At 68.2% G+C, this 21591-nt stretch carries 21 protein-coding genes and 3 tRNA genes; 21 read left to right on the forward strand and 3 right to left on the reverse strand.

The genetic code is table 11. The features are described 5' to 3' along the window. Window positions 1-94 precede the first annotated feature (94 nt). The gene (locus tag DJ017_RS10690) at window positions 95-385 is read left to right on the forward strand and encodes a DUF2061 domain-containing protein (RefSeq protein WP_111528712.1); all 291 of its coding nucleotides are present in this window, start codon (window positions 95-97) and stop codon (window positions 383-385) included. A gap of 244 nt (window positions 386-629) precedes the next feature. Here the strand turns inward: DJ017_RS10690 and DJ017_RS10695 are convergent. After that, a tRNA-Thr gene (locus DJ017_RS10695) sits at window positions 630-704 on the reverse strand. 353 nt (window positions 705-1057) lie between these two features. Between DJ017_RS10695 and murA the strand changes: the two genes are divergently transcribed. The 15 genes from murA (at window position 1058) to DJ017_RS10775 (ending at window position 11138) form a co-directional block, all read left to right on the forward strand. Continuing rightward, window positions 1058-2344 (forward strand): UDP-N-acetylglucosamine 1-carboxyvinyltransferase, encoded by a 1287-nt coding sequence (gene murA, locus DJ017_RS10705; RefSeq protein ID WP_111528714.1) that lies wholly within the window; start codon window positions 1058-1060, stop codon window positions 2342-2344. Window positions 2345-2350: 6 nt separating this feature from the next. After that, on the forward strand, window positions 2351-2776 hold the full coding sequence (locus DJ017_RS10710; protein WP_111528715.1) for a DUF2948 family protein: 426 nt from the start codon (window positions 2351-2353) through the stop codon (window positions 2774-2776). Between the two features lie 51 nt (window positions 2777-2827). Next, window positions 2828-4108: a histidinol dehydrogenase gene (hisD, locus tag DJ017_RS10715; protein WP_111528716.1), complete on the forward strand. Its 1281-nt coding sequence runs from the start codon at window positions 2828-2830 to the stop codon at window positions 4106-4108. Between the two features lie 136 nt (window positions 4109-4244). Continuing rightward, entirely contained in the window at window positions 4245-4814 is a 570-nt protein-coding gene (locus DJ017_RS10720; RefSeq protein WP_165830598.1) for an SH3 domain-containing protein, read from the forward strand. 129 nt (window positions 4815-4943) lie between these two features. Next, window positions 4944-5423 carry a UPF0262 family protein gene (locus tag DJ017_RS10725; RefSeq protein WP_111528718.1) on the forward strand — a complete coding sequence of 160 codons (480 nt, stop codon included), beginning with the start codon at window positions 4944-4946 and terminating at the stop codon, window positions 5421-5423. Between the two features lie 6 nt (window positions 5424-5429). Beyond that, entirely contained in the window at window positions 5430-5894 is a 465-nt protein-coding gene (locus DJ017_RS10730) for an arsenate-mycothiol transferase ArsC (RefSeq protein ID WP_111528719.1), read from the forward strand. 118 nt (window positions 5895-6012) lie between these two features. Then, entirely contained in the window at window positions 6013-6231 is a 219-nt protein-coding gene (gene infA, locus DJ017_RS10735; RefSeq protein WP_111528720.1) for a translation initiation factor IF-1, read from the forward strand. Window positions 6232-6247: 16 nt separating this feature from the next. Beyond that, entirely contained in the window at window positions 6248-6835 is a 588-nt protein-coding gene (locus DJ017_RS10740; protein WP_111528721.1) for a Maf family nucleotide pyrophosphatase, read from the forward strand. Next, entirely contained in the window at window positions 6832-7872 is a 1041-nt protein-coding gene (locus DJ017_RS10745) for a ribonuclease E/G (RefSeq protein WP_111528722.1), read from the forward strand. Before DJ017_RS10740 ends, DJ017_RS10745 begins: the two co-directional genes overlap by 4 nt. After that, a complete protein-coding gene (locus tag DJ017_RS10750; RefSeq protein WP_111528723.1) occupies window positions 7869-8039 on the forward strand; it encodes a DNA gyrase inhibitor YacG in 171 nt (56 codons plus the stop codon). Before DJ017_RS10745 ends, DJ017_RS10750 begins: the two co-directional genes overlap by 4 nt. Window positions 8040-8103: 64 nt before the next feature. After that, window positions 8104-8179, forward strand: a tRNA-Phe gene (locus DJ017_RS10755). A gap of 719 nt (window positions 8180-8898) precedes the next feature. Then, complete coding sequence (locus DJ017_RS10760; RefSeq protein ID WP_111528724.1) at window positions 8899-9780, forward strand: MotA/TolQ/ExbB proton channel family protein; 882 nt, start codon at window positions 8899-8901, stop codon at window positions 9778-9780. A gap of 5 nt (window positions 9781-9785) precedes the next feature. Then, window positions 9786-10220 carry a biopolymer transporter ExbD gene (locus DJ017_RS10765; protein ID WP_111528725.1) on the forward strand — a complete coding sequence of 145 codons (435 nt, stop codon included), beginning with the start codon at window positions 9786-9788 and terminating at the stop codon, window positions 10218-10220. 10 nt (window positions 10221-10230) lie between these two features. Further along, window positions 10231-10932 (forward strand): energy transducer TonB, encoded by a 702-nt coding sequence (locus DJ017_RS10770; RefSeq protein ID WP_111528726.1) that lies wholly within the window; start codon window positions 10231-10233, stop codon window positions 10930-10932. 129 nt (window positions 10933-11061) lie between these two features. After that, window positions 11062-11138 (forward strand) — tRNA-His (locus DJ017_RS10775). 124 nt (window positions 11139-11262) lie between these two features. Here the strand turns inward: DJ017_RS10775 and DJ017_RS10780 are convergent. Both DJ017_RS10780 and DJ017_RS10785 read right to left on the reverse strand, forming a co-directional pair. Beyond that, window positions 11263-12009: a hypothetical protein gene (locus DJ017_RS10780; RefSeq protein WP_111528727.1), complete on the reverse strand. Its 747-nt coding sequence runs from the start codon at window positions 12007-12009 to the stop codon at window positions 11263-11265. A 104-nt stretch (window positions 12010-12113) separates the two neighbouring features. Further along, window positions 12114-13493 (reverse strand): FAD-binding oxidoreductase, encoded by a 1380-nt coding sequence (locus DJ017_RS10785; protein ID WP_111528728.1) that lies wholly within the window; start codon window positions 13491-13493, stop codon window positions 12114-12116. 298 nt (window positions 13494-13791) lie between these two features. Here DJ017_RS10785 and DJ017_RS10790 point away from each other — a divergent pair, with 298 nt between their 5' ends. The 5 genes from DJ017_RS10790 to glgA all read left to right on the forward strand — a co-directional run bounded on the left by DJ017_RS10790 (window position 13792) and on the right by glgA (window position 21589). After that, entirely contained in the window at window positions 13792-14052 is a 261-nt protein-coding gene (locus DJ017_RS10790; RefSeq protein WP_111528729.1) for a hypothetical protein, read from the forward strand. A 99-nt stretch (window positions 14053-14151) separates the two neighbouring features. Next, complete coding sequence (locus DJ017_RS10795) at window positions 14152-16629, forward strand: glycogen/starch/alpha-glucan phosphorylase (protein WP_111528730.1); 2478 nt, start codon at window positions 14152-14154, stop codon at window positions 16627-16629. Then, entirely contained in the window at window positions 16626-18842 is a 2217-nt protein-coding gene (gene glgB / locus DJ017_RS10800; protein ID WP_227000106.1) for a 1,4-alpha-glucan branching protein GlgB, read from the forward strand. The genes DJ017_RS10795 and glgB overlap by 4 nt, the downstream gene beginning before the upstream one ends. A gap of 24 nt (window positions 18843-18866) precedes the next feature. Continuing rightward, window positions 18867-20135 (forward strand): glucose-1-phosphate adenylyltransferase, encoded by a 1269-nt coding sequence (glgC, locus tag DJ017_RS10805; protein ID WP_111528731.1) that lies wholly within the window; start codon window positions 18867-18869, stop codon window positions 20133-20135. Then, the gene (glgA, locus tag DJ017_RS10810; RefSeq protein ID WP_111528732.1) at window positions 20132-21589 is read left to right on the forward strand and encodes a glycogen synthase GlgA; all 1458 of its coding nucleotides are present in this window, start codon (window positions 20132-20134) and stop codon (window positions 21587-21589) included. The genes glgC and glgA overlap by 4 nt, the downstream gene beginning before the upstream one ends. Window positions 21590-21591: the final 2 nt, after the last annotated feature.

The following is a 21591-nucleotide window of genomic DNA, read 5'->3' on the forward strand; positions in this document are numbered from 1 at the left end:
CTTGGTGGGCGCAGCCTTGCCGAGCTGACAGTCGCGAGCGCCCGGCTTGAGCCAACGCAAGGCTAATGCGCAGATGGGGACTAACTTTTAACCTATGTGGGACCTCGCCGGTAGATCAGATGCGCACGCCGCCGCGGCGGTGACGTCGGGGCGCCGCTCCCTCGTGAAGGCCATCACCTATCGACTGGTCGTCATGTGCGCCGATGCGGCGGCGATCTACCTGCTCACGGGCAAGTGGCGTCTGGCCGCCGGCTTCATGATCGCCAGCAGCGTCTACACGACCGCGCTCTACTTCCTGCACGAGCGACTCTGGGCGCGGATTGGCTGGGGGCGTCAGCTGGAACCGCGCGGAACGCAAGACCAACCGCAAAGTCGCCTGGCCTGAGTGACGCCGGGCGCGCTCTCGCTCCCTATCGGCCGCGTCCCACGGTGTCGCTCAAGGCGGAGAGCGGATTCCATCGAAAATCAGCGGCTCGCCGATCAGGTCAGGGCGGCATCGCCTCTTCGGCACTCTGCCGGAGGCCGCCGATCCTTCACGATTCCGCGATTTTCTACGGCTCCGAGCGCTTACTATGTGCTTACTGGGGCGCTTCAGCGCTCGGAGCCAATGACCTAAGTCATTGAAAAGATGGTGCCGCCGGGCAGGATTGAACTGCCGACCTCAGCCTTACCAAGGATGCGCTCTACCACTGAGCTACGGCGGCGAAAGGCGAGGCGGGGGCTATAGCCAAACGAGAGGCCGGCGTGAAGCCCCAATCGCTGCACGCGGCTCTTGACGGGCTGCACGCCTCGCCGCACCTCAGCGCCATGGGCAAGGGCGACGATCAGAAGAGGCCGGCGCCGACCGATCGCGAGGCCAGGCTCGCGCAAGCGCTCCGCGCGAATCTCCGGCGGCGGAAGGTCGATTCGCCACGCGCGGACAGACCTGCAGCTGGCCAATCGCCTCACAACGAGGACTGAGGCCACCCTTTGCGCGGGCGAGCGCCCACGCTAGATAAACGGCATCTGCGCTGCCCCCGCGTTGCGACGAGAACGCGGTCATTTCGAAGGATCAGGTTTGGATCGCATCGCCATCACCGGCGGCGCACAGCTGAAGGGGGAAATCCCGATCAGCGGCGCCAAGAACTCGGCCATCAAGCTGATGGCGGCGAGCCTTCTGACGGAAGAGCCCCTGCGGCTGACCAACATGCCGCGGCTGGCCGACACCCGATTCCTCGGCAAGCTGCTGCAGAGGCTCGGGACCGAGGTCGTCGAATCGGTCGGCGAGGACGGGCCGGAGACCCTGCTGCGCACCAAGGAGATCGTCAGCGCCATCGCGCCTTACGATCTGGTCCGGCAGATGCGCGCCTCGTTCAACGTCCTGGGCCCGCTGGTCGCGCGGACCGGCCAGGCGAAGGTCTCCCTGCCCGGGGGCTGCACCATCGGCGCGCGGCCCGTGGACCTGCACCTCCAGGCCCTTGAAGCGCTGGGTGCGCGCATCGACCTGCATGAGGGCTATGTCTACGCCCAGGCGCCGCGGGGGCTGAAGGGCGGACGCATCGAGTTCCCGATCGTCTCGGTCGGTGCGACCGAGCACGCCATGCTGGCTGCGGTTCTCGCGGCGGGTGACACCGAGATCGTCAATGCGGCTCAGGAGCCCGAGATGATCGACCTGGCCGAATGCCTCAACGCGATGGGCGCGAAGGTGTCGGGGGCGGGGACCTCGACCATCCAGATCGAGGGCGTCGGCCGTCTGAGCGGCGCCAGCCACGCGGTGATCGCCGACCGCATCGAGACCGGGACCTATGCGGTCGCCGCGGCGATGGCCGGCGGAGAGGTCCGCCTGACGCGTACGCGTCCCGAGCTGATCCAGTCGCTCATCGACAAGATGGTGGAGGCGGGTGTCGAGGTGACGGCGAATGCGGATGGCCTGACCGTCAAGCGCAACGGCCGCCGTCTGCGCGCCGTGGAGATCGACACCGCGCCCTATCCGGGCTTCGCGACGGATCTCCAGGCCCAGTTCATGGCTTTGATGACGCTGGCCGAAGGCGAGAGCGTGATCCGCGAGACCATCTTCGAGAACCGCTTCATGCACGCCCCGGAGCTCGGCCGCCTGGGCGCCGATATCTCGGTCTCGGGGGGAGAGGCGCGGGTGAGGGGCGTCGAGGCGCTGGAAGGCGCCCAGGTGATGGCCACCGACCTGCGCGCCTCCGTCAGCCTGGTCATCGCGGGCCTCGCCGCGCGCGGCGAGACGGTGGTGAACCGCGTCTATCACCTGGATCGCGGGTTCGAGCGGCTCGAGGAGAAGCTCGGCGCCTGTGGCGCCGAGATCCGGCGCATCAAGGGCGGGGACGAGGAAGAGTAGACGGACATGGCCGAGCCCAAGCCGCTTCGACTTCTCGCCCAGGATCCTGAGGATCTCGAGGTCATCTCCGCGGCCATGCAGGACGCCGTCCTGAAGGTTGGGGACATCGTCTACGAGGCCAAGGCCAAACGCCTGACGATCGCCTTCAACCGGTACCGCTGGGAAGCTGGCGGAGGCGAGCGGGTCCGGGCCGGGCTCCAGCTTGCCGGGGTGCTGGGCGTTCAGACGCGCAAGATCCGCCTGGGCGCCAAGAGCGCCGTGCTTGAACTGCTGGCGATGACGTTCACGCCGGGCGAGGCGCCGGGCGGCGCCGTCACCCTGAGCTTCGCGGGGGGCGGCGACCTGCGCGCCAATGTAGAATGCGTCGAGGCGGTGCTGGCCGATGTCTCGACGCCCTGGCGGACGCCGCGCAAGCCAGCTCACGAGGTCTGAGGGCGCGCCGCGATGGCGCTCGCGGGCAAGGGCGGGTAAAGAGCGCCCGCCATGCGCCGCTTCAAGTTCATAGATCCCGGTTTCGAAGCCGCCTTCACCGCGTTCGTCGAAGAGCGTCGCGAGACGCCTGAAGAGGTCGACGCCGTCGTACGCGAGGTGATCGCCTCGGTCCGGGCCGAAGGGCTGGAGGCATTGCTTCGCCTAGCGCGGCAGTTCGACAAGGTGGAGCTGGATGCGGACTCGATCCGTGTCTCCGCCGAGGAGATCGAGGCTGGGGCGGAGGCCTGCCACGTCGAAGTGCGCGAGGCGATAGCCTTCGCGGCGGCCCGCATCCGCGCCTACCACGAACGCCAACGTCCCGCGGATCAACGCTTCACCGATGCCGCGGGCGTCGAGCTCGGGTGGCGCTGGACGCCTCTGGAGGCGGTCGGAATCTACGTGCCGGGCGGCCGCGCGGCCTATCCCTCCACCGTCCTGATGAACGCCGTGCCCGCCGCCGTCGCCGGGGTTTCGCGGATCGCCATGGTCACGCCGCCAGGACGATTGCAGCCTGCCGTGCTCGCGGCGGCGAAGGAAGCCGGAGTCAGCGAGATCTGGCGCGTCGGCGGCGCCCAGGCGGTGGCGGCGCTCGCCTATGGCGCGGGTCCGATCCGTCCGGTGGACAAGATCGTCGGCCCGGGCAACGCCTTCGTCACGGCCGCCAAACGGCGGGTGTATGGCGCGGTGGGCATCGACGCGCTGGCCGGCCCCTCCGAGATCGTCGTCGTCGCCGATGGGGCCAACCGACCAGAGTGGATCGCGGCGGACCTTCTTTCCCAGGCCGAGCACGATCCCGCCGCCCAATCGATTCTCATCACCGATGACGAGGCCTTCGCAGGGCAGGTCGAGGCGGAAGTGCAGGCCCAGCTCTCCAGCCTTTCGACGGGTGAGGCCGCTGCCGCATCGTGGCGGGACCACGGGGCGGTGGTGATCGCGCCGCTGGACGAAGTGCCGCGCCTCGTGGACCTCATCGCGCCGGAGCACGTCGAGTTCGCCGTCGCCGAACCTGAGCAGCTGGCCGATCGGGTACGGCATGCGGGCGCCATCTTCCTGGGCCGCCTCGCGCCCGAAGCCATCGGCGACTACGTTGCTGGATCCAATCACGTCCTGCCGACGAGCCGCGCGGCGCGCTTCTCCTCGGGCCTGTCGCTCTATGACTTCATCAAGCGCACCTCCCTGGTGAAGTGCGACGAGGCGGCGTTCGCCGCCCTCGCGCCGGCCACCGTGGCCCTCGCGGAGGCGGAAGGACTGCCCGCGCACGCGCGGTCCGCGGCGATCCGCATGGGGCAGTGAAGCTGAACAGCCGTCCACGAAGCTGAACAATAGCTGTCAGCGTCGTTCCGGCGCCCGTTCAGGCTGGGCCACATAAGGTGCCTCCATCGAATTCAGACGATGGAGAGCCGAGATGCGCACTTCGAAGACCAAATCCATGATCGCTGCCGCCGTCGCCGTCGCCGGCGCGGCGGCGTTCACCGCCCCCGCAGCGCAAGCGGGGGTCACCTCCTGCTCGGCCCAGGGCGGCAAGCAGGAGGCGGGCGCCTTGATCGGCGCGGCTCTGGGCGGCCTGCTGGGGAACAGCGTCTCCGGTCATAACCGCACCACCGGGACCGTCGTCGGCGCGGCCGTCGGCGCGGCGGCCGGCTCGGCCGTCGGCTGCCAGATGCAGCACCAGGATCCCGCTCAGCGCGCCAGGTATGATCGCGAGGACCGGTTTGCGACCTATGTGAGCGGGGGCTATCGCCTGTCCTCGCAGATCGAGCCGGCGCGGTTCAGCCGGATGGGCCAGCTGTCGGTGATCAACCGTGACTTCGGCCTGCGCGCCGCCCCCGACTTCTCGAGCCGCTATGTCGGCAAGCTGAAGGGTGGCGAGCGGGTGGACGCCATGGCCCACGTCCGTGGGACCGACTGGATCCTGGTGGGCCGTAACGGCGTGGGCATGGGTTACGTCCATGAGGACTACATCCGGCCCGACAACGCCCGGTACGCCTACGGCTACTGATCAGAACCCGATGAATCGCAGCGCCCGGCGTCCCACGCCGGGCGCTTTTTCTATGCCTGTGGCGGCGGCGTGATGACGCGAGGGGCCAGAATGCCATAAAGCACCGGTCAGACCCGCAGTCCGGACGCCATGGCCGACGACGACCGCAAGACACATCGCCTCGAGAAGGTCGAGCTCGACGAGGACTCCCTCGCGGCGGTCTCGCGCGACCAGGAGCAGGAGCGGCAGATCGCAATCTTCGATCTGCTCGAGGAGAACTATTTCAGGCCCGAGGGCGCGGACGGCGGCCCTTACGAGCTGAAGATGGGCCTGGTCGAGAATCGCCTGCTGCTGGACGTGCGCGGACCGGGGTACGAGAAGCAGCACATCCTCTCGCTCTCGCCGTTCCGCAGCCTGATCAAAGACTACTTCATGATCTGCGAGAGCTATTACGAGGCGATCCGCAATTCGACCCCCGCCCAGATCGAGGCCTTGGACATGGGGCGCCGCGGCCTGCACAACGAAGCCTCCGACCTGCTGCGCACGCGCCTCACAGGAAAGATCGAGACCGACCTCGACACGGCGCGCCGCCTTTTCACCCTGATCTGCGCACTGCACTGGCGGGGTTGAAACGCCATGCCCAGTGAGGAGGGGGCGCGCAGGCCCGCGGCGGTGCTGTTCGCCTGCAACTTCAACCGCGTGCGTTCGCCCATGGCGGAGGCCCTGTTGAAGCGCGTCGCGGGGCAGAGAATCTATGTCGACAGCTGTGGCCTGAGGCATCCGGCGCTGGCCGACGGCGAGGACGCCTTCGCCATCGATCCGTTCGCGGCTGCCGTGATGGGCGAAGTTGGCTGCGATCTGTCCGAGCATCGCGCCAAGACGTTCGATGAGTTGCAGGACGATTCCTTCGATCTGGTGATCTCGTTCACGCCCGAGTCGCAGCATCGGGCCGTGGAACTCGCGCGCGGCCGGGCGGCCGAAATCGAATACTGGCCGATCTTCGATCCCACGCTTGCGGAGGGCTCGCGGGAGGCTCGGCTCATGGCCTACAGGGACGTGAGGGACGCGCTCGCCGCCCGCATCGCCGCGCGTTTCGGGTAATGATTTGGCGGGCTGTCGACCTGACTCGGCAGGCTGGAGTATAATTCTGAGCTGTTCACGGCTCGCGGCCTGACGTAAAGGCGCGAGCCGTCGTTTTTATGCCCCTCTCGGAGCCTGCATGGCGAAAGAAGAACTGCTGGAGTTTCCCGGAACGGTCACGGAAGTGCTTCCGAACGCGACCTTCCGCGTGAAGCTCGAAAACGAACACGAGATCATCGCCCATACGGCCGGCAAGATGCGCAAGAACCGCATCCGGGTTTCGGCGGGCGACAAGGTGCTCGTAGAGATGACGCCCTACGACCTGACCAAGGGCCGCATCACCTTCCGCGTTCGCTAAAGGACCGACGGCCGCCTTGTCGTCGACGCTCCAGCGACTGGTGCTGGCCTCCGAGAGCCCGAGGCGGCTCGCCTTGCTGCGCCAGATCGGCGTCGAGCCTCACCATGTCGACCCGGCTGAGCTCGACGAAACTCCGCTCCGCAAGGAAACACCGCGCGCCCTGGCCCTGCGTCTCGCATCGGCCAAGGCCGACGCCCTGGCGGCTAGGCATGCCGGCGCCTACGTGCTGGCGGCCGACACCGTGGTGGCCGTTGGCCGGCGCATCCTCCCCAAGGCCGAAGCTGACGCCGAGGTGCGCGTCTGCCTGGAGCTCCTCTCCGGCCGCAATCACCATGTCCTGACAGCCGTCAGCGTCGTCGCTCCCGACGGCCGTCGATCAAGCCGCCTGTCGGACACGCGCGTCGCCTTCAAGCGGCTCGGGGAAGTCGAGGTGGCGAGCTACATCCGTTGCGGGGAAGGGATCGGAAAGGCTGGCGGCTATGCCATCCAGGGACGGGCGGCTGCGTTCGTGATGGGGCTGCAGGGCTCGTACTCGGGCGTCGTCGGACTGCCGCTCTATGAAGCCGCCAATCTGTTGCGCGGCCTCGGCTTCGCGATTCCATGAGCCGACGTCGTCTCTACCTCGATCGCTGCCCCGGCGAGGCGAGGGGAGTCGTCACTTTGGACGACCGGCCCGAGCGGCTGCTCATTCGACGCGACGACGACGATCCGCGCCTGCTGCTCGGCGCGCGTTCAGTGGCCCGGGTGGCCAGCGTCGAGCCCGCGCTTGCCACTGCCTTCCTCGATCTGGGCGCTGGCGCCGAGGCCATCCTGCCCTTCAAGCCGGACGCGCGGCCGGTGGTCGGCCAGTCGGTGGAGGTCGAGATTCGCAGCGAACCGCGCCGGGGCAAGCAGGCGGTCGCCCGCTGGCTCGGGCCGGCGGAGGGGGCGCCGCGCCTGCTGGCGCCGGCGGCCGATCTCGAATCGGAATTGCGCGTGCACGCCCGGGATGCCGAGATCGTCACCGGCCGTACGGCCCGGGACGTGGCCGACGAGGCCGAGGCCGAGGTCCTGGAGTCGGTTCACCCGCTGCCCGGCGGCGGGGACATCGCCGTCGAGCCGACGCGAGCCCTGGTTTCGATCGATGTGGACCTTGGGGTTCGCAAGGGCGCCGACGCCAAGCGCGTCACCCGGCAAGCGAACCTGGCGGCACTGCACGAAGCAGCCCGGCTGCTGCGTCTCAAGGGACTGGGCGGGATCGTGGTGATCGACCTCGTCGGGCGCGGTCACGATGGCCAGGCCCTGCTGGCGGCGGCTCGGGCCGCGTTCGGCCCGGACAACCCCGGAGTTGCGATTGGGCCGGTGGGGCGTTTCGGAACGATGGAGCTGTCGCTGCCCCGGCGCAGCCGACCTTTGGTCGAAATCCTCGCAGGGCCAGATGGCGCGCTCTCCGATCGAACACTCGCCCAGCGCCTGGTGCGACGCCTGGAGACCGAGGCCGAGGCGCAAGGGGGCGCAAGGCTGATCGCCAGGTGCGCCCCGCCTGTGGCGGCTGCCGCCGCGCCACTCGTGGTCCAGCTTACGGAACGGCTCGGCGCGCGATTCCATGTGGAGGCCGACCCCGCCTCGCCACGTGAACGCCTGGAGGTGGCCGCGCAATGACCTCGCCCCGGTGCCCGATCTGCGGCAAGCCGCCCGTCGCTGAATACCGGCCGTTCTGCTCCAAGCGCTGCGCCGACGTGGATCTGCAGCGGTGGCTCTCGGGAGGCTATGCGATCCCCGCCGCCGAGGACGAGCACGGGCCTTCCGAGGCGGGCGAAGAAGACTGAAGGCGCTTACTGGACTTCCCGGATCGGCTCTTTTATAGACGCGGCTCCCGCGTCGGCGGCCCTCGCCTGGGTAGCTCAGTTGGTAGAGCAGCGGATTGAAAATCCGCGTGTCGGTGGTTCGAATCCGCCCCCAGGCACCATCCTTTCCATTTTCAAAAGTCAGCCGTATCCGACGCCGGGTGCGACACCTGCGACCAGTTGCGCTGCGCCCGTTCGCCTCATGGCCAAGGCGTTCCCCCACGATCATAGCTTCGACGGCTCGGTTCGCGCGGTTCGTCGCGCGGCGAAAGCGCGGCGAGCGGGCCGCGAGGGGCCGCCCCGGGGCGGCCCCTCATCCGTATTTCTCGCATTTGATGTTTTGAGCTCGCGGTCGGGTGCGAGGGGCCGCAGATGGCGGTCCAAAATTCAACTCGTGCTGAAATCGCGGTTCCGCGAAATTGCTGCGATGCAATATCGTAAATACCCGTATCGGTAGAATTGCTCAGCGCCCCCTCGGCGCCTCTATTGTGCATCGCAGCATACCGCGGCGCGGCAAAGTCCTCCCGACCCTCTGATCCGTATTCTGACCCCTTGACGCAATTATAAGGGGTTGCCAAAGGACCGAGGCCGCACGTCTAACAAAGCGGTAAGACTTCAAGATCCCCTTGGGGAAGGCGAAGTCGCCACGCGCCTTCGAAACGCCACCCTTCCACGCCTCGTTGGGAGTACGCGTTACGGGTCGGGCGCGGCGACAGCGGTTCTGCCGCTCGGGCTCGATCAGTCGGGTCAGGGCGGCGGGCTTGTTTCAACTAGGGTGGAGACGCTCTCGCGCGACGACCCTCCGGCCAATCGTGCTAGACCAACCAGGAACTGGCGACAGATGCTCGACAACAAACTGAAGACCCCTTTCATCGCTCTCGTCGGCGCGATCGCGCTGATGTCGAGCGCGCCGGCGTTCGCCCAGAACGCCGCTCCCGCCGCCCCGGCTGACGCCGCGGCCGCTCCTGCTGCGGCTCCGGCCGCCGCTGCCGCCGCCGCTCCGGCCGCGGACCTGCCTCCGCAGATGCAACACGGCGGCAAGATCAACATCGGCACCATGTTCCTCGACGCTAAGCCCGTCGTGAAGGTGGTGATGATCGGCCTCGTGCTCGCCTCGGTCTTCTCGTGGACCCTGCTGATCACCAAGCTGATCGAGTTCCGCTCGCTGAACCGCGTGTCGGACGGCTTCCTGGAAGCCTTCCGCGGCGCCAAGTCGATCAACGACATGGGCCGTATCGCCACCTCGGAAGAGTTCGAGGGCAACCCGCTGGCCGACATGGCCGCCGCGGCCGCTCAGGAAATCGAACTGTCCCGTCAGGCCGGCCTGAAGGTCGCTGCCGAACATCGCGAGACCACCATCCACCGGGCTGAAGCCGCGGTGGGCGCCGTTCAGGCCTCGCTGACCCGCCGCCTCTCCAGCGGCATGCAGTTCCTGGCCTCCGTCGGCTCCAACGGTCCGTTCATCGGTCTGTTCGGCACCGTGTACGGCATCATGGACTCGTTCATCGGCATCGCGAACACGAACACGACCAACCTGGCCGTCGTGGCCCCCGGCATCGCCGAGGCCCTGCTCGCCACCGGTCTGGGCCTCGCCGCCGCCATCCCGTCGGTTATCTTCTACAACTACTTCCAGACCCGCATCTCCGCCTACGGCGCGCGGACGGAAGGCTTTGTGGCTGAACTGATGAACGCGATCTCCCGGCAGCTCGACAAAGGAGCCTAAGCCACATGGGAGCCAAACTCGCAGGCTCTGGGGGCAAGTACCAAGAAGAGGCGAACAGCGACATCAACGTCACCCCCTTCGTGGATGTGATGCTGGTCCTGCTGATCATCTTCATGGTTGCGGCTCCTCTGGCTGCGGTGACGGTGAAGGTGGATCTCCCACCCGCCGTCGCCAAGCCGGGGACCAACCCCCCCAAGCCAGTCTATATCTCCATCCAGAGCAACGGACGGCTGTTCCTCATGGACAAGCCGACCGATCTGGCCACCCTCGGTGACGACCTTCGGGCCCACCTTGGCGAGCGCCGGAATCCGACCAAGGAGCGGATCTTCATCCGCGCCGACAAGGAAGTGCTCTACGGCGACTTCATGGGCGTCATGAACATGCTGCAGGACAACGGTTTCTACAGCGTGGCCCTGGTCGGCGAAGACAAGCGGAAGTAGGCGGTGACGTATGTCTGACACACACGACGTCGCCCACCCGACGCACAACCCGTTTGACGACCCGCGGCCCAAGCGCAGCAAAGGCATGGGGGTGGCGATCATCATCGTCGTCGCCGTTCACGCTGCGCTGGCGTTCTATCTGTGGAAGAGCAAGTTCGAAGCGAACTTCAAGGACTACTCGGAAGACGTGACGGATGTGGCGCTGATCAAGCCGGTGCCGCCGCCGCCCCCGCCTCCGCCGCCTCCGCCTCCGCCGAATACGCCGCCGCCTCCGCCGCCGAAGCTGCAGCCGCGTCCGCCGGTCGCCGTGCCCAACACGCCGACCATCCCGCCGCTGCCGGTTCCGCCGGTTGAGCACCGTATCGAGGAGCCCAAGCCGCCGGCCCCGCCGCCGCCTGAGCCGCCTCGTCCTTCGGTGATCACCCAGCCCGACTGGCTGCGTCGTCCGAGCGGCGAAGACCTCGCCCGCTACTACCCGGATCGCGCTCAGCGGATGAACATCGAGGGCCGCGCGTCCTTGAGCTGCACGGTCACCGCCCAAGGCACCCTCACGGGCTGCTCGGTGGTCGAAGAGAGCCCTGACGGCGCCGGCTTCGGCGACGCCGCCATCAAGCTCAGCAAGCTGTTCAAGATGCGGCCCATGACCAAGGACGGCGCCCCGGTTTCCGGCGGCACGGTCCGGATCCCGATCGCGTTCCGCCTGCCGAAATAGGCTTGCGGGACAACTGGATCGAAAGCCCGGAGGCGTCTGCCTCCGGGCTTTTTCTTTGCCTGTGCGCGGGCGCGCTTCGCAGGCCTTGATCGCGTTGGGATGCGCGACTAGAACCGGCGCTCGCGATGCGCCGCCCTAGCTCAGTTGGTTAGAGCGCCAGATTGTGGCTCTGGAGGTCTCCCGTTCGATCCGGGAGGGCGGTACCATCGCAAAGGCTTGTAGGGGCTGGAGAGTTTCTCCGGCCCTTTTTCGTTGGCGCTTTCGCCGCCCTTCGTTGCCGCCGTGGCCAGCGCGAGGCGCCAGGCGCTGCAACCCGTCGGAGGGAAGCCGCTACCGTCCGGTTGGGATGGTCGCCATCGCGACACCCGTATTGGGCGTCCGACTGTCGAAGGCCACGACACGAAGGGTGTCGCCATCGGCGTCGGCCTTCGGCAAGACGCCCGCGTATTCCCCCGTCCGGCCAGTGAAGGCCAGAGCCGTTTCGGCCACGGCCCGGTTGTGGCGCAGGAGCGTCGCGCGAACCGAGTAGTTGGCGGCGTCCCAGATCCCGTTCGCCTCGATGGGGCAGCCGCACATGGGACTGACCTTTGCGGTGATGCGGAACCGGTCGGGACCGTCGAGGATGACGGTGGGTTCGACGACCAGCCCGGGGAACATCAGCACGATGCCATCGCCGTCGATATTGTGGCCGGGCAGGAGCCAAAGGGTCGACGAGACCGTCGTCGCCGACGCTGGTCTGCCGAGCGGCCCCTCCGCCTCGATGCGGACCAGGGTCGGCTCGGCGATGTCCACCATGGCGACAAAGCCGGCCGTCTGGTCGTCGGAGACCCGGCCATAGCGTGCCGGCGGCGTCTTCATGATGCGCGCCGTGTCGCCCGTCCCGCCGCGGATGAGACCCTGCGACAGCACCTTGCCGCTGCGGGCGTCGCGAATCGTGACCCCCACACCGCCCGTGTGATCGCCGATGAACTTGGCGTCGAGGGCCTGGGCGCGGACCGCGACCCGGGTCGGCTCCGCGAGGCTCGGCGAGGCGGCGGCGGCGAGCGCGGTGACCAGGGCGAAGGCTCGGAGCTGCAAGGTCGTCTTCTCCTGTCGGACAGGCATTGGGCGGCCTTCGGTATAGCAACAAAGGACGAGGCTGGAGCCACGGCCTCCGAGGCGATCGCCAAGTTCCTGTGTCTTCAGGTCGCGATGATCTTGCCGGGATTGAGGATCCCCTGCGGATCCATGGCCGTCTTCAACCTGCGCATGAGCGCGATCTCGGCGGGCGACCGGGACAGGTGAAGGAACGCGCGCTTCTGCAGGCCGACGCCATGTTCGGCTGAGATCGAGCCGCCGATACTGGCGAGAGGGCCGTAGACGGCCGCCTCCACCTCCTGCTGCAGCTCGGGCGAGCGCGCTCCCACCCCGGCGATCAGGTGCAGATTGCCGTCGCCCAGGTGGCCGAAGACGGTCAGCGAGGCCGCCTCACCCCAGCGTGCGCCGAGGGCCGCGCGGACCTGCGCCACGTAGGCTTCCATCTCACCGATCCGAAGGCTGACGTCGAACGCGTAGATCGGGCCGTTGCGGGCGGTCTGGCCGACGTCGTCGCGCAGCGCCCACATGGCGTTGCGCTCGGCTTCGGACTTGGCGATCGCCGCATCGGTGATGGTCCCGAAGGCGAGCGCCTCGCCGAGCACGGTCTCGAGGCGCTCCCCATCGGCCGCGGCGTCCGAGCCGAGAGTCTCCAGCAAGACATAGTAGGGCGCGCCGCGGGGGAGGGGCGCTCGCCCCTGGGCCGGCGGGGTGGTGACGAGATCGTAGAAGTCGGCCCACATCACCTCGAAGGCGGAGAGGGTCCCGCCGAGTCCGGCGGACGCCGCCGAGAGCAGGGCGGGCAGAGCGTCGAAGCGGTTGACCGCCACAAAGGCGGTTGCCTGGCTCGTGGGGCGGGGCCGCAGGCGCAGCACCGCGCGCGTGACGAGGCCCAGCGTCCCCTCCGAGCCGATGAACAGGTGCTTCAGATCATAGCCGGCGTTGTTCTTGACCAGGGTGTTGAGGCTCGTGACCACCTCGCCGTCGGCCAGAACGGCCTCCAGCCCCAGGACGCTTTCGCGCATCATGCCCCAGCGAAGCACGCGGTTGCCGCCGGCGTTGGTGGAGATGGCGCCGCCGACGGTCGCCGACCCGCGCGCGCCGATGTCGATCGGCAGGAAGAGGCCGGCGGCCTCGGCGGCCGCCGCGGCGCTCTCGAGGGGACAGCCCGCCTCGACGGTGAGCGTGCGCTCGACCGGATCCACCTCACGCACCGCCCGCATCCGCTCCAGGGACAGGGCGACCGCGCCTTCGGCGTAGGCGCCTTCGACCAGGCCGGTCAGGCCGCCCCAGGGAACGACTGGCTGGCGGTGGTCGTGGGCCAGGCGCAGGATCGTGGAGACCTCCGCGGTGGTTCTCGGGCGCACGATGGCCAAGGGCGCGCCAAGCCGGGCCCAGCCGCTGCGCGCCCGCTCCCGCGCCGCCTCGCCGGTGATCACCTCCGTGGCGCCGAAGGCGGCGGTCAGGGCCTCGACGATGTCGGACATGGGTTCGCTCCCTGGCGCGGCGTCTGGCGCCTCGGGAGCCTAAACCCTTCTTTTGCGGAGTTCACGACGGGGCCGCGATCACCCTTGTCGCGCGGCGGAGAGGACAAACCAGCGACGCGGGCGGAACGTTCCGCAGGCTCCGCCGTTTTTCCGGTCAGCCGGTGATCGTTTTTCAGGCGCGGTGCATTCGGAAGGCTGCGCTCGATGGTTGATTTCGATCAACGGCCGCCGTCCCGCCTAATGTATGGCTCTACGGGGGATGGCGGGGAATTGGCGTTCTGTCCTAGGGAGGCAGTTGATGTCCGCGTTCCAGGCCTACGGTGGCGCCTACGAGCATGACGGGCGCTCGTTCCGCTGGCGCTGCTATGCGACCGCGCGAGTCTATGAAGTGCGTGAGGGGGATCCGGCCCTTCCGGCGCCCCGGGGCAAGAAGTGGATCCGCAAGAGCCCCTTTCGCGGCGAGCCGGAATTCAGCTGGCTGATCGACGAGGCGATCGAAGACTTCTCGCACATCCTGCTGCAGATGGAGCCACCTCAGCCCCAGGTCGTTGACGCCTGACGGCGAGCACACGGTTTCGGCCCTGATCCATCGTGGCCTCTTGCGCGCTCGCCCGCGCCGGACAGACTGCGCACAGTATCGAGAGGTTTTGAGAGCATCATGAGCGCATCGTCCGACGTGGCGGTCAGGATCGCACTGCCCACGGAAGACCAGGACGTGGCGGCGCTTCGGCGCGCCATCGTGGCCAAGCTCGCCTATTCGGTCGGCAAGGATCCGATCGTCGCCACCGAGCACGACTGGTTCATGGCCACGGCGCTCGCGGTGCGCGACCGGATCGTCGACGCCTGGTTCCCGACGACGCGGACGATCTACACCGAGAAGCCGAAGCGGGTTTACTACCTCTCCGTCGAGTTCCTGATCGGACGGCTGCTCTACGACAGCCTGAACGCCCTCGGGCTGGCGGAGACCATGCGCAAGGCGCTGGCCGAACTCGGCGTCGATCTCGAGGTGCTGCGCGAGGTGGAGCCCGACGCCGCCCTCGGCAACGGCGGCCTCGGGCGTCTCGCCGCCTGCTTCATGGAGAGCATGGCGAGCCTCGGCATCGCCGGCTACGGCTACGGCATCCGCTACGACCACGGCATGTTCCGCCAGAAGATCAAGGACGGCTGGCAGTCCGAGCTGCCGGAAACCTGGCTCGCCGGCGGCAATCCGTGGGAGTTCGAGCGTCCCGACGTCGTCTATCACATCAGCTACGGCGGCTCGGTAGAGGCGCGCGAGACGCCCGAGGGCGAGATCCGCCACATCTGGCATCCCGCCGAGACGGTGGAGGCGGTGGCCTACGACACCCCCATGGTCGGCTGGCGCGGCAAGCACGTGAACACCTTGCGGCTGTGGTCAGCCCGCGCCCCCGATCCCTTGCGGCTCGACGCCTTTAACCGCGGCGACCATCTGGGCGCCCTGGCGTCGCAATCGCGGGCCCAGGCGATCTCCCAAGTGCTCTACCCGGCCGACGACAGTCCGGCGGGGCAGGAGCTGCGGCTGCGCCAGGAGCATTTCTTCTCGTCGGCCGCCCTGCAGGACATCGTGCGTCGCCACCTGCACCAGCATGGCGACCTGAAGACCCTGCCCGATCACGTGGCGATCCAGCTCAACGACACCCACCCGGCGATCTCCATCGCCGAGATGATGCGCCTGCTGATCGATAACCACGGCGTGGAATGGGACGACGCCTGGGATGTCTGCCGGCGCACCTTCAACTACACCAACCACACCCTCCTGCCCGAGGCGCTGGAGCACTGGCCGGTGCCGCTGATGGAGCGGATGTTGCCGCGGCACATGCAGATCATCTACCTGATCAATGCGCGCCATCTCGACGAGCTACGCGCCAAGGGGGCGCTCTCCGAGGCTGAGATCGGCGCAGTCTCCCTGATCGAGGAGTCCGGGGCGCGGCAGGTCCGCATGGGCTGGCTGAGCTTCATCGGCTCGCACCGGGTCAACGGCGTCTCGGCGCTTCACACCGACCTCATGCGGCAGACGGTCTTCGCCCCGCTGCACCGGCTCTACCCCGACCGGATCGTCAACAAGACCAACGGCATCACCTTCCGGCGCTGGCTGATGGAGGCCAATCCCGGGCTCACCCAGCTCCTGGCGGACACCGTCGGTTCGGCGGTGCTCGACAACACCGAACGGCTGGCCGACTTCGCCGCCTATGCCGACGACGCCGGCGTACAGGAGCGCTTCCGGGCCATCCGCCGCGAGCACAAGGCCCAGCTCTCGGGCCTGATCCACCGCCGACTCGGGGTGAAGGTCGACCCGGACGCCATGTTCGACACCCACATCAAGCGGATCCACGAATACAAGCGCCAGCTCCTCAACATCCTCGAGACCGTGGCGCTTTACGATGCGATGCGCGCCCAGCCGACGCGCAACTGGACGCCGCGGGTGAAGATCTTCGCCGGCAAGGCGGCGGCGAGCTATCAGAACGCCAAGCTCGTCATCAAGCTGATCAACGACGTCGCCAATGTGGTGAACAACGATCCCACCCTGCGCGGGCTTCTGAAGGTGGTCTTCCTGCCGAACTACAATGTGTCGCTGGCCGAGGCGGTGATCCCGGCCTCGGACCTTTCGGAGCAGATCTCCACCGCGGGCATGGAGGCTTCGGGGACAGGCAACATGAAGTTCGCCCTGAACGGCGCCCTGACCATCGGCACGCTCGACGGCGCCAATGTCGAGATCAAGGATCGGGTCGGCGACGACAACATCTTCATCTTCGGGCTGGAGGCCCACGAAGTGGAGCAGCGGCGACGCGAAGGCTTCGGCACCGAGGAGATCATCCGCCGGTCGCCGATGATCCAGCAGGTGCTCGACCAGATCGGTTCAGGCGGCTTCTCGCCGGCCGAGCCGAACCTCTATAGCCATATCCTCGACGGCCTCGTGCGCCACGACCACTTCCTGGTGCTCGGCGATTTCCAGTCCTATGCCGAGAAGCAGCGGGAGGTGGCGGCCAAGTGGCGCGACCCCGCGGCCTGGTGGCGTTCGGCGATCCTCAACACCGCGCACATGGGCTTCTTCTCCTCCGACCGCACCATTCGCGACTACGCCGAGGAGATCTGGGGCGTACCGGTCAAACCGGCTTGAGGAAGACGACCAAGACCGATGGACGCCTGGCCGAGGCGGAGGTGGAGGCGCTCGTGAAGGGCCGCCACCCTGATCCCTTCGCCGTGCTCGGCCCGCACGCCCTCGGGCGCGGGATGGTGATCCGCGCCTTCGTCCCGGGAGCCGAGCGTCTGACCGCACGCCTGGCCGATGGCCGTTCGGTCGAGCTCGCCCAACGGCATCCCGACGGCCTCTTCGAGGGGGCGGCCGCCGAAATGCTCGGGTGCGCCTACGTGCTCGAGGCCGAGCGCGGGAGCGACCGCTGGTCCATCGAGGATGCCTACCGCTTCGGGCCGCTTCTCGGCCCGACGGACGACCACCTCCTCGTGGAGGGCTCCCATCGCCGGCTGTGGGAGAGGCTCGGCGCACATCCCGTGAGCCACGACGGCGTCGAAGGCGTCCGTTTCGCCGTCTGGGCGCCGAACGCCTCGCGCGTCTCGGTGGTCGGCGACTTCAACCAGTGGGATGGACGCCGCGCCCCGATGCGCAAGCGCCTCGACAGCGGGGTCTGGGAGATCTTCCTGCCCGGTGTCGCCGAAGGCGCGCGCTACAAGTTCGAGATCCTCGACGCCGCCGGCGACCTTCTGCCCCTCAAGGCCGATCCGTTCGGCTTCTCCGCCGAGCTGCGTCCGGCCACCGCTTCGGTAGTGGCGCGTGTCGATGATTTTCAGTGGACCGATGCGGCCTACCTCGCGGCCCGCAGCCAGGGCGCTGCGCATCGCAAGCCGATCTCGATCTACGAGGCCCACCTCGGCTCCTGGCGGCGGAACGAGGAGGGCGGCTTCCTGAGCTACGACGAGCTCGCCGCCACCCTGATCCCCTATGCCGCCGGGCTCGGCTACACCCACATCGAGCTGTTGCCGATCTCGGAGCATCCGCTCGACGCCTCGTGGGGGTATCAGCCGGTTGGCCTGTTCGCGCCGACGCGCCGCTTCGGCGATCCGGCCGGCTTTGCGCGCTTCGTCGACGCCGCCCATGCGGCGGGTCTTGGCGTGATCCTTGACTGGCCCGCGGCCCACTTCCCGGTGGACGCCCACGGTCTCTACCGCTTCGACGGGACGCCGCTCTACGAGGACGCCGACGAACGCCGTGGCTTTCACCCCGACTGGAACACGGCGATCTTCGACTTCGGCCGACGTGAGGTGGCCAACGTCCTGATCGCCAACGCCCTCTACTGGCTGGAGGTCTTCCACGTGGACGGCCTGCGCGTCGACGCGGTCGCCTCCATGCTGCACCTCGACTATTCCCGCCAGCCGGGAGAATGGGCGCCCAACGTCCACGGCGGGCGGGAGAATCTCGAGGCCGAAGCCTTCCTCAAGGCGCTGAACACCGCCGTCTACGCCGCCCACCCCGACGTCCTGATGATCGCCGAGGAGTCCACCACCTGGCCCGGCGTCTCACGCCCGGTTCACCAGGGCGGGCTGGGTTTCGGCTTCAAGTGGAACATGGGGTGGATGAACGACACCCTCCGCTACATCTCGCGCGAGCCGGTGCATCGCCGGCACCATCATCGCGAGCTGACCTTCGGCCTGCTCTACGCCTTCACCGAGACCTTCATCCTGCCGCTGTCCCATGACGAGGTGGTGCATGGCAAAGGCTCGATCCTCGGCCGCATGCCCGGCGACGACTGGCGCCGCTTCGCCGGCCTGCGCGCCTACTACGGTTTCATGTGGGGCTATCCCGGCAAGAAGCTGCTGTTCATGGGTCAGGAGTTCGGCCAGTGGGCCGAGTGGAACTTCGACGGCGAGCTCGACTGGAATCTCCTGCAGTACGCCCCGCACCAGGGCGTCCGGCGCGCCGTGGCCGACCTGAACCGGCTCTATCGTGAGACGGCCGCCCTGCACGTGGGCGACGCCGAGCCCGAGGGCTTCCGCTGGCTCGTCGTCGACGACGAGGCGCAGTCCGTGGCCGCCTGGCTGCGCCGTGGCGACAGCCGCGATCCCCCCGTCGCGGTGGTCTGCAACTTCACGCCCGTGACCCGCGGCCGCTACCGGATCGGCCTGCCCCATGCGGGCGTTTGGCGCGAGGTATTCAATTCCGACGCCGCGGAATATGGCGGCTCCGGTCACGGCAACCTCGGGTCGGTGGTGGCCATCGACGAGCCGTCCCACGGTTTCCCGGCGAGCGCGGACATCGAGCTTCCGCCGCTGGCGACGGTCTACTTCCAGTATGCGCCCGACGGCGCGGCGACTTAGAACAAGAGGGCGAGGGACACAGGCATGAACGGCTCCCCAACCGTGAGCTCGACGCTGTCGCGCCAGGCGATGGCCTATGTGCTGGCCGGGGGCCGGGGCACGCGGCTGATGGAGATGACCGAGGTGCGGGCCAAGCCCGCGGTCTACTTCGGCGGCAAGTTCAGAATCATCGATTTCGCGCTCTCCAACGCGCTGAACTCCGGCATTCGCCGCATCGCGGTGGCCACGCAGTACCGGGCCCACAGTCTCATCCGGCACATGCAGCGCGGCTGGAACTTCTTCCGGCCCGAGCGCAACGAGACCTTCGACATTCTGCCGGCCAGCCAGCGGATCACCGATCAGTGGTACCAGGGGACGGCCGACGCGGTGCACCAGAACTGCGACATCCTGCTGGACTACGACACCCGCTTCATCGTCATCCTCGCCGGCGACCACGTCTACAAGATGGACTACGAGCTCATGCTCCAGCAGCACGTGGAGCAGGGCGCCGACGTGACCGTGGGTTGCCTGGAGGTCCCGCGCATGGATGCCACCGGCTTCGGCGTCATGGCCGTCGACGAGCACGACCGCATCATCGATTTCGTGGAGAAGCCGGCGGATCCGCCGGCCATGCCGGGGCGGCCCGACATGGCCCTGGCCAGCATGGGCATCTACGTCTTCAACACCGAGTTCCTGGTCGATGTCCTGGCGCGCGACGCCGACGATCCGAACTCCAGCCACGACTTCGGCAAGGACATCATCCCGCGCCTGGTGCGCGAGGCGAAGGCCGTGGCGCATCCCTTCAGCCGCTCGGCCATCCGGCCCTCGCCCGAAGCCCAGCCCTATTGGCGCGACGTCGGCACCATCGACAGCTATTTCGCCGCCAACCTCGACCTGACGGAGGTGATCCCGGACCTCGACCTCTACGACCACTCGTGGCCGATCTGGACCTATAGCGAGATGAACGCTCCGGCGAAGTTCGTGCATGACGAAGACGGCCGCCGCGGCGGCGCCACTTCGTCGCTGGTCGCGGGCGGCTGCGTGATCTCCGGCTCGACCATCTGGCGTTCGCTGCTGTTCAGCCGGGTGCGGATCAACTCCTACTCCACCGTCGAGCTCGGGGTCATCATGCCCGACGTGACGATCGGTCGGCACGTGCGCCTGCGCAACGTTATCGTCGACCGCGGGGTGCACATCCCCGACGGACTGGTGGTCGGCGAGGACCTCGAACTCGACGCCACCCGCTTCCGCCGCAGCGAAGGCGGCGTCTGCCTGATCACGCAGAAGATGATCGACAGGCTCGCCAACTCGTGAGCCGGCTCGAGGTTCTCGCCGTCGCATCCGAGGTCTTCCCGCTCGTCAAGACGGGCGGCCTGGCCGATGTGGTGGGGGCGCTGCCCAAGGCCCTGGCCCGCGAGGAGGTTCGCCTGCGAACCCTGGTCCCTGGCTATCGCCCCGTGCTTGCCGGCCTCGAAGGGCGAAAGGTCATCAGGCGCTTCGACGACTGGTTCGGCGGACCGGCCGAGCTTCTCTCCGGCGAGGCGGATGGGCTGCCGCTCTTCGTGCTCGACGCCCCGCACCTCTACGACCGCGACGGCGGGCCCTACGCCGACGCGCAGGGCCGCGACTTCGGGGACAATGCGATCCGCTTCGCCGCCCTGGCCCGGATGGGGGCGAACATCGCCCAGGGTTGTGCGCCGCGCTATCGACCCGCGGTCGTCCAGACCCACGACTGGCAGGCCGGCCTGACGGCGGCCTATCTGCACTTCGACGGCGGTCCGCGCCCCGGCGTGGTCTGCACCATCCACAACCTGGCCTTCCAGGGCCAGTTCGACCGCGCCCTCCTGGGGCGGCTGGGCCTTGGACCTGAGGCCTTCACCCCCGATGGCGTCGAGTACTACGGCGACATTGGCTTCCTCAAGGCAGGCGTCCGGCTTGCCGATCGCATCACCACCGTCTCGCCCACCTACGCCGCCGAGATCTGCACCCCGCAAGGCGGCATGGGAATGGATGGTCTCCTGCGCGGCCGCGCGGACCGGCTGAGTGGCATCGTCAATGGCGTCGACACCGACGTCTGGGACCCGGCCGCAGATCCGCTGATCGCCGCCCCGTTCAGCGCCACCGATCTTGCCGGCCGCGCCGCCGACAAGGCCGCCCTCCAGGAGCGGCTGCACCTCGATTGCGATCCCGGCGCGCCCTTGTTCGGCGTGGTGAGCCGGCTGAGCTGGCAGAAGGGCGTCGACCTGCTGGCCCAGGCCTTGCCGACTCTGATCGCGCACGGCGGGCAGCTCGCGCTGCTCGGTTCCGGCGATGCAGCGCTCGAAGGCGAGCTCCTCCATGCCGCCCGTACCCATCCGGGCCGCATCGCCTGCGTGCTGGGCTACGACGAAGCCCTCGCCCACCAGATCCAGGCCGGGGCCGACGCCATCCTCGTGCCGTCGCGGTTCGAGCCCTGCGGCCTCACCCAACTCTGCGCCATGCGCTATGGCGCCGTGCCGGTGGTCGCCCGCGTCGGCGGACTGGCCGATACGGTGATCGACGCCGCCCCCATGGCGCTGGCGTCGGGGGCGGCGACGGGCGTGCAGTTCGCCCCCGTCGAGGTGGCGGCTCTGGAGATCGCCCTTCGCCGGACGATCGCCCTCTATCGCGATCGGCCCGCCTGGAGCCGGCTCCAGGCGCAGGGACTGCAGACCGACGTGTCCTGGGCGCGACCCGCGAAGCTCTACGCCGAGCTGTTCGCGGATCTGGTCCGCGAGCGCGGGGGCTAGCA

The organism is Phenylobacterium soli, assembly GCF_003254475.1.
GTDB lineage: Bacteria > Pseudomonadota > Alphaproteobacteria > Caulobacterales > Caulobacteraceae > Phenylobacterium > Phenylobacterium soli.

Bases quoted from the DNA above. Each gene is read 5' to 3' on its own strand.
- DJ017_RS10690 (WP_111528712.1), top strand. From the start codon at position 95: ATGTGGGACCTCGCCGGTAGATCAGATGCGCACGCCGCCGCGGCGGTG.
- DJ017_RS10710 (WP_111528715.1), top strand. From the start codon at position 2,351: ATGGCCGAGCCCAAGCCGCTTCGACTTCTCGCCCAGGATCCTGAGGAT.
- hisD (WP_111528716.1), top strand. From the start codon at position 2,828: ATGCGCCGCTTCAAGTTCATAGATCCCGGTTTCGAAGCCGCCTTCACC.
- DJ017_RS10720 (WP_165830598.1), top strand. From the start codon at position 4,245: ATGATCGCTGCCGCCGTCGCCGTCGCCGGCGCGGCGGCGTTCACCGCC.
- DJ017_RS10725 (WP_111528718.1), top strand. From the start codon at position 4,944: ATGGCCGACGACGACCGCAAGACACATCGCCTCGAGAAGGTCGAGCTC.
- DJ017_RS10730 (WP_111528719.1), top strand. From the start codon at position 5,430: ATGCCCAGTGAGGAGGGGGCGCGCAGGCCCGCGGCGGTGCTGTTCGCC.
- infA (WP_111528720.1), top strand. From the start codon at position 6,013: ATGGCGAAAGAAGAACTGCTGGAGTTTCCCGGAACGGTCACGGAAGTG.
- DJ017_RS10745 (WP_111528722.1), top strand. From the start codon at position 6,832: ATGAGCCGACGTCGTCTCTACCTCGATCGCTGCCCCGGCGAGGCGAGG.
- DJ017_RS10750 (WP_111528723.1), top strand. From the start codon at position 7,869: ATGACCTCGCCCCGGTGCCCGATCTGCGGCAAGCCGCCCGTCGCTGAA.
- DJ017_RS10760 (WP_111528724.1), top strand. From the start codon at position 8,899: ATGCTCGACAACAAACTGAAGACCCCTTTCATCGCTCTCGTCGGCGCG.
- DJ017_RS10765 (WP_111528725.1), top strand. From the start codon at position 9,786: ATGGGAGCCAAACTCGCAGGCTCTGGGGGCAAGTACCAAGAAGAGGCG.
- DJ017_RS10770 (WP_111528726.1), top strand. From the start codon at position 10,231: ATGTCTGACACACACGACGTCGCCCACCCGACGCACAACCCGTTTGAC.
- DJ017_RS10785 (WP_111528728.1), bottom strand. From the start codon at position 13,493: ATGTCCGACATCGTCGAGGCCCTGACCGCCGCCTTCGGCGCCACGGAG.
- DJ017_RS10790 (WP_111528729.1), top strand. From the start codon at position 13,792: ATGTCCGCGTTCCAGGCCTACGGTGGCGCCTACGAGCATGACGGGCGC.
- DJ017_RS10795 (WP_111528730.1), top strand. From the start codon at position 14,152: ATGAGCGCATCGTCCGACGTGGCGGTCAGGATCGCACTGCCCACGGAA.
- glgC (WP_111528731.1), top strand. From the start codon at position 18,867: ATGAACGGCTCCCCAACCGTGAGCTCGACGCTGTCGCGCCAGGCGATG.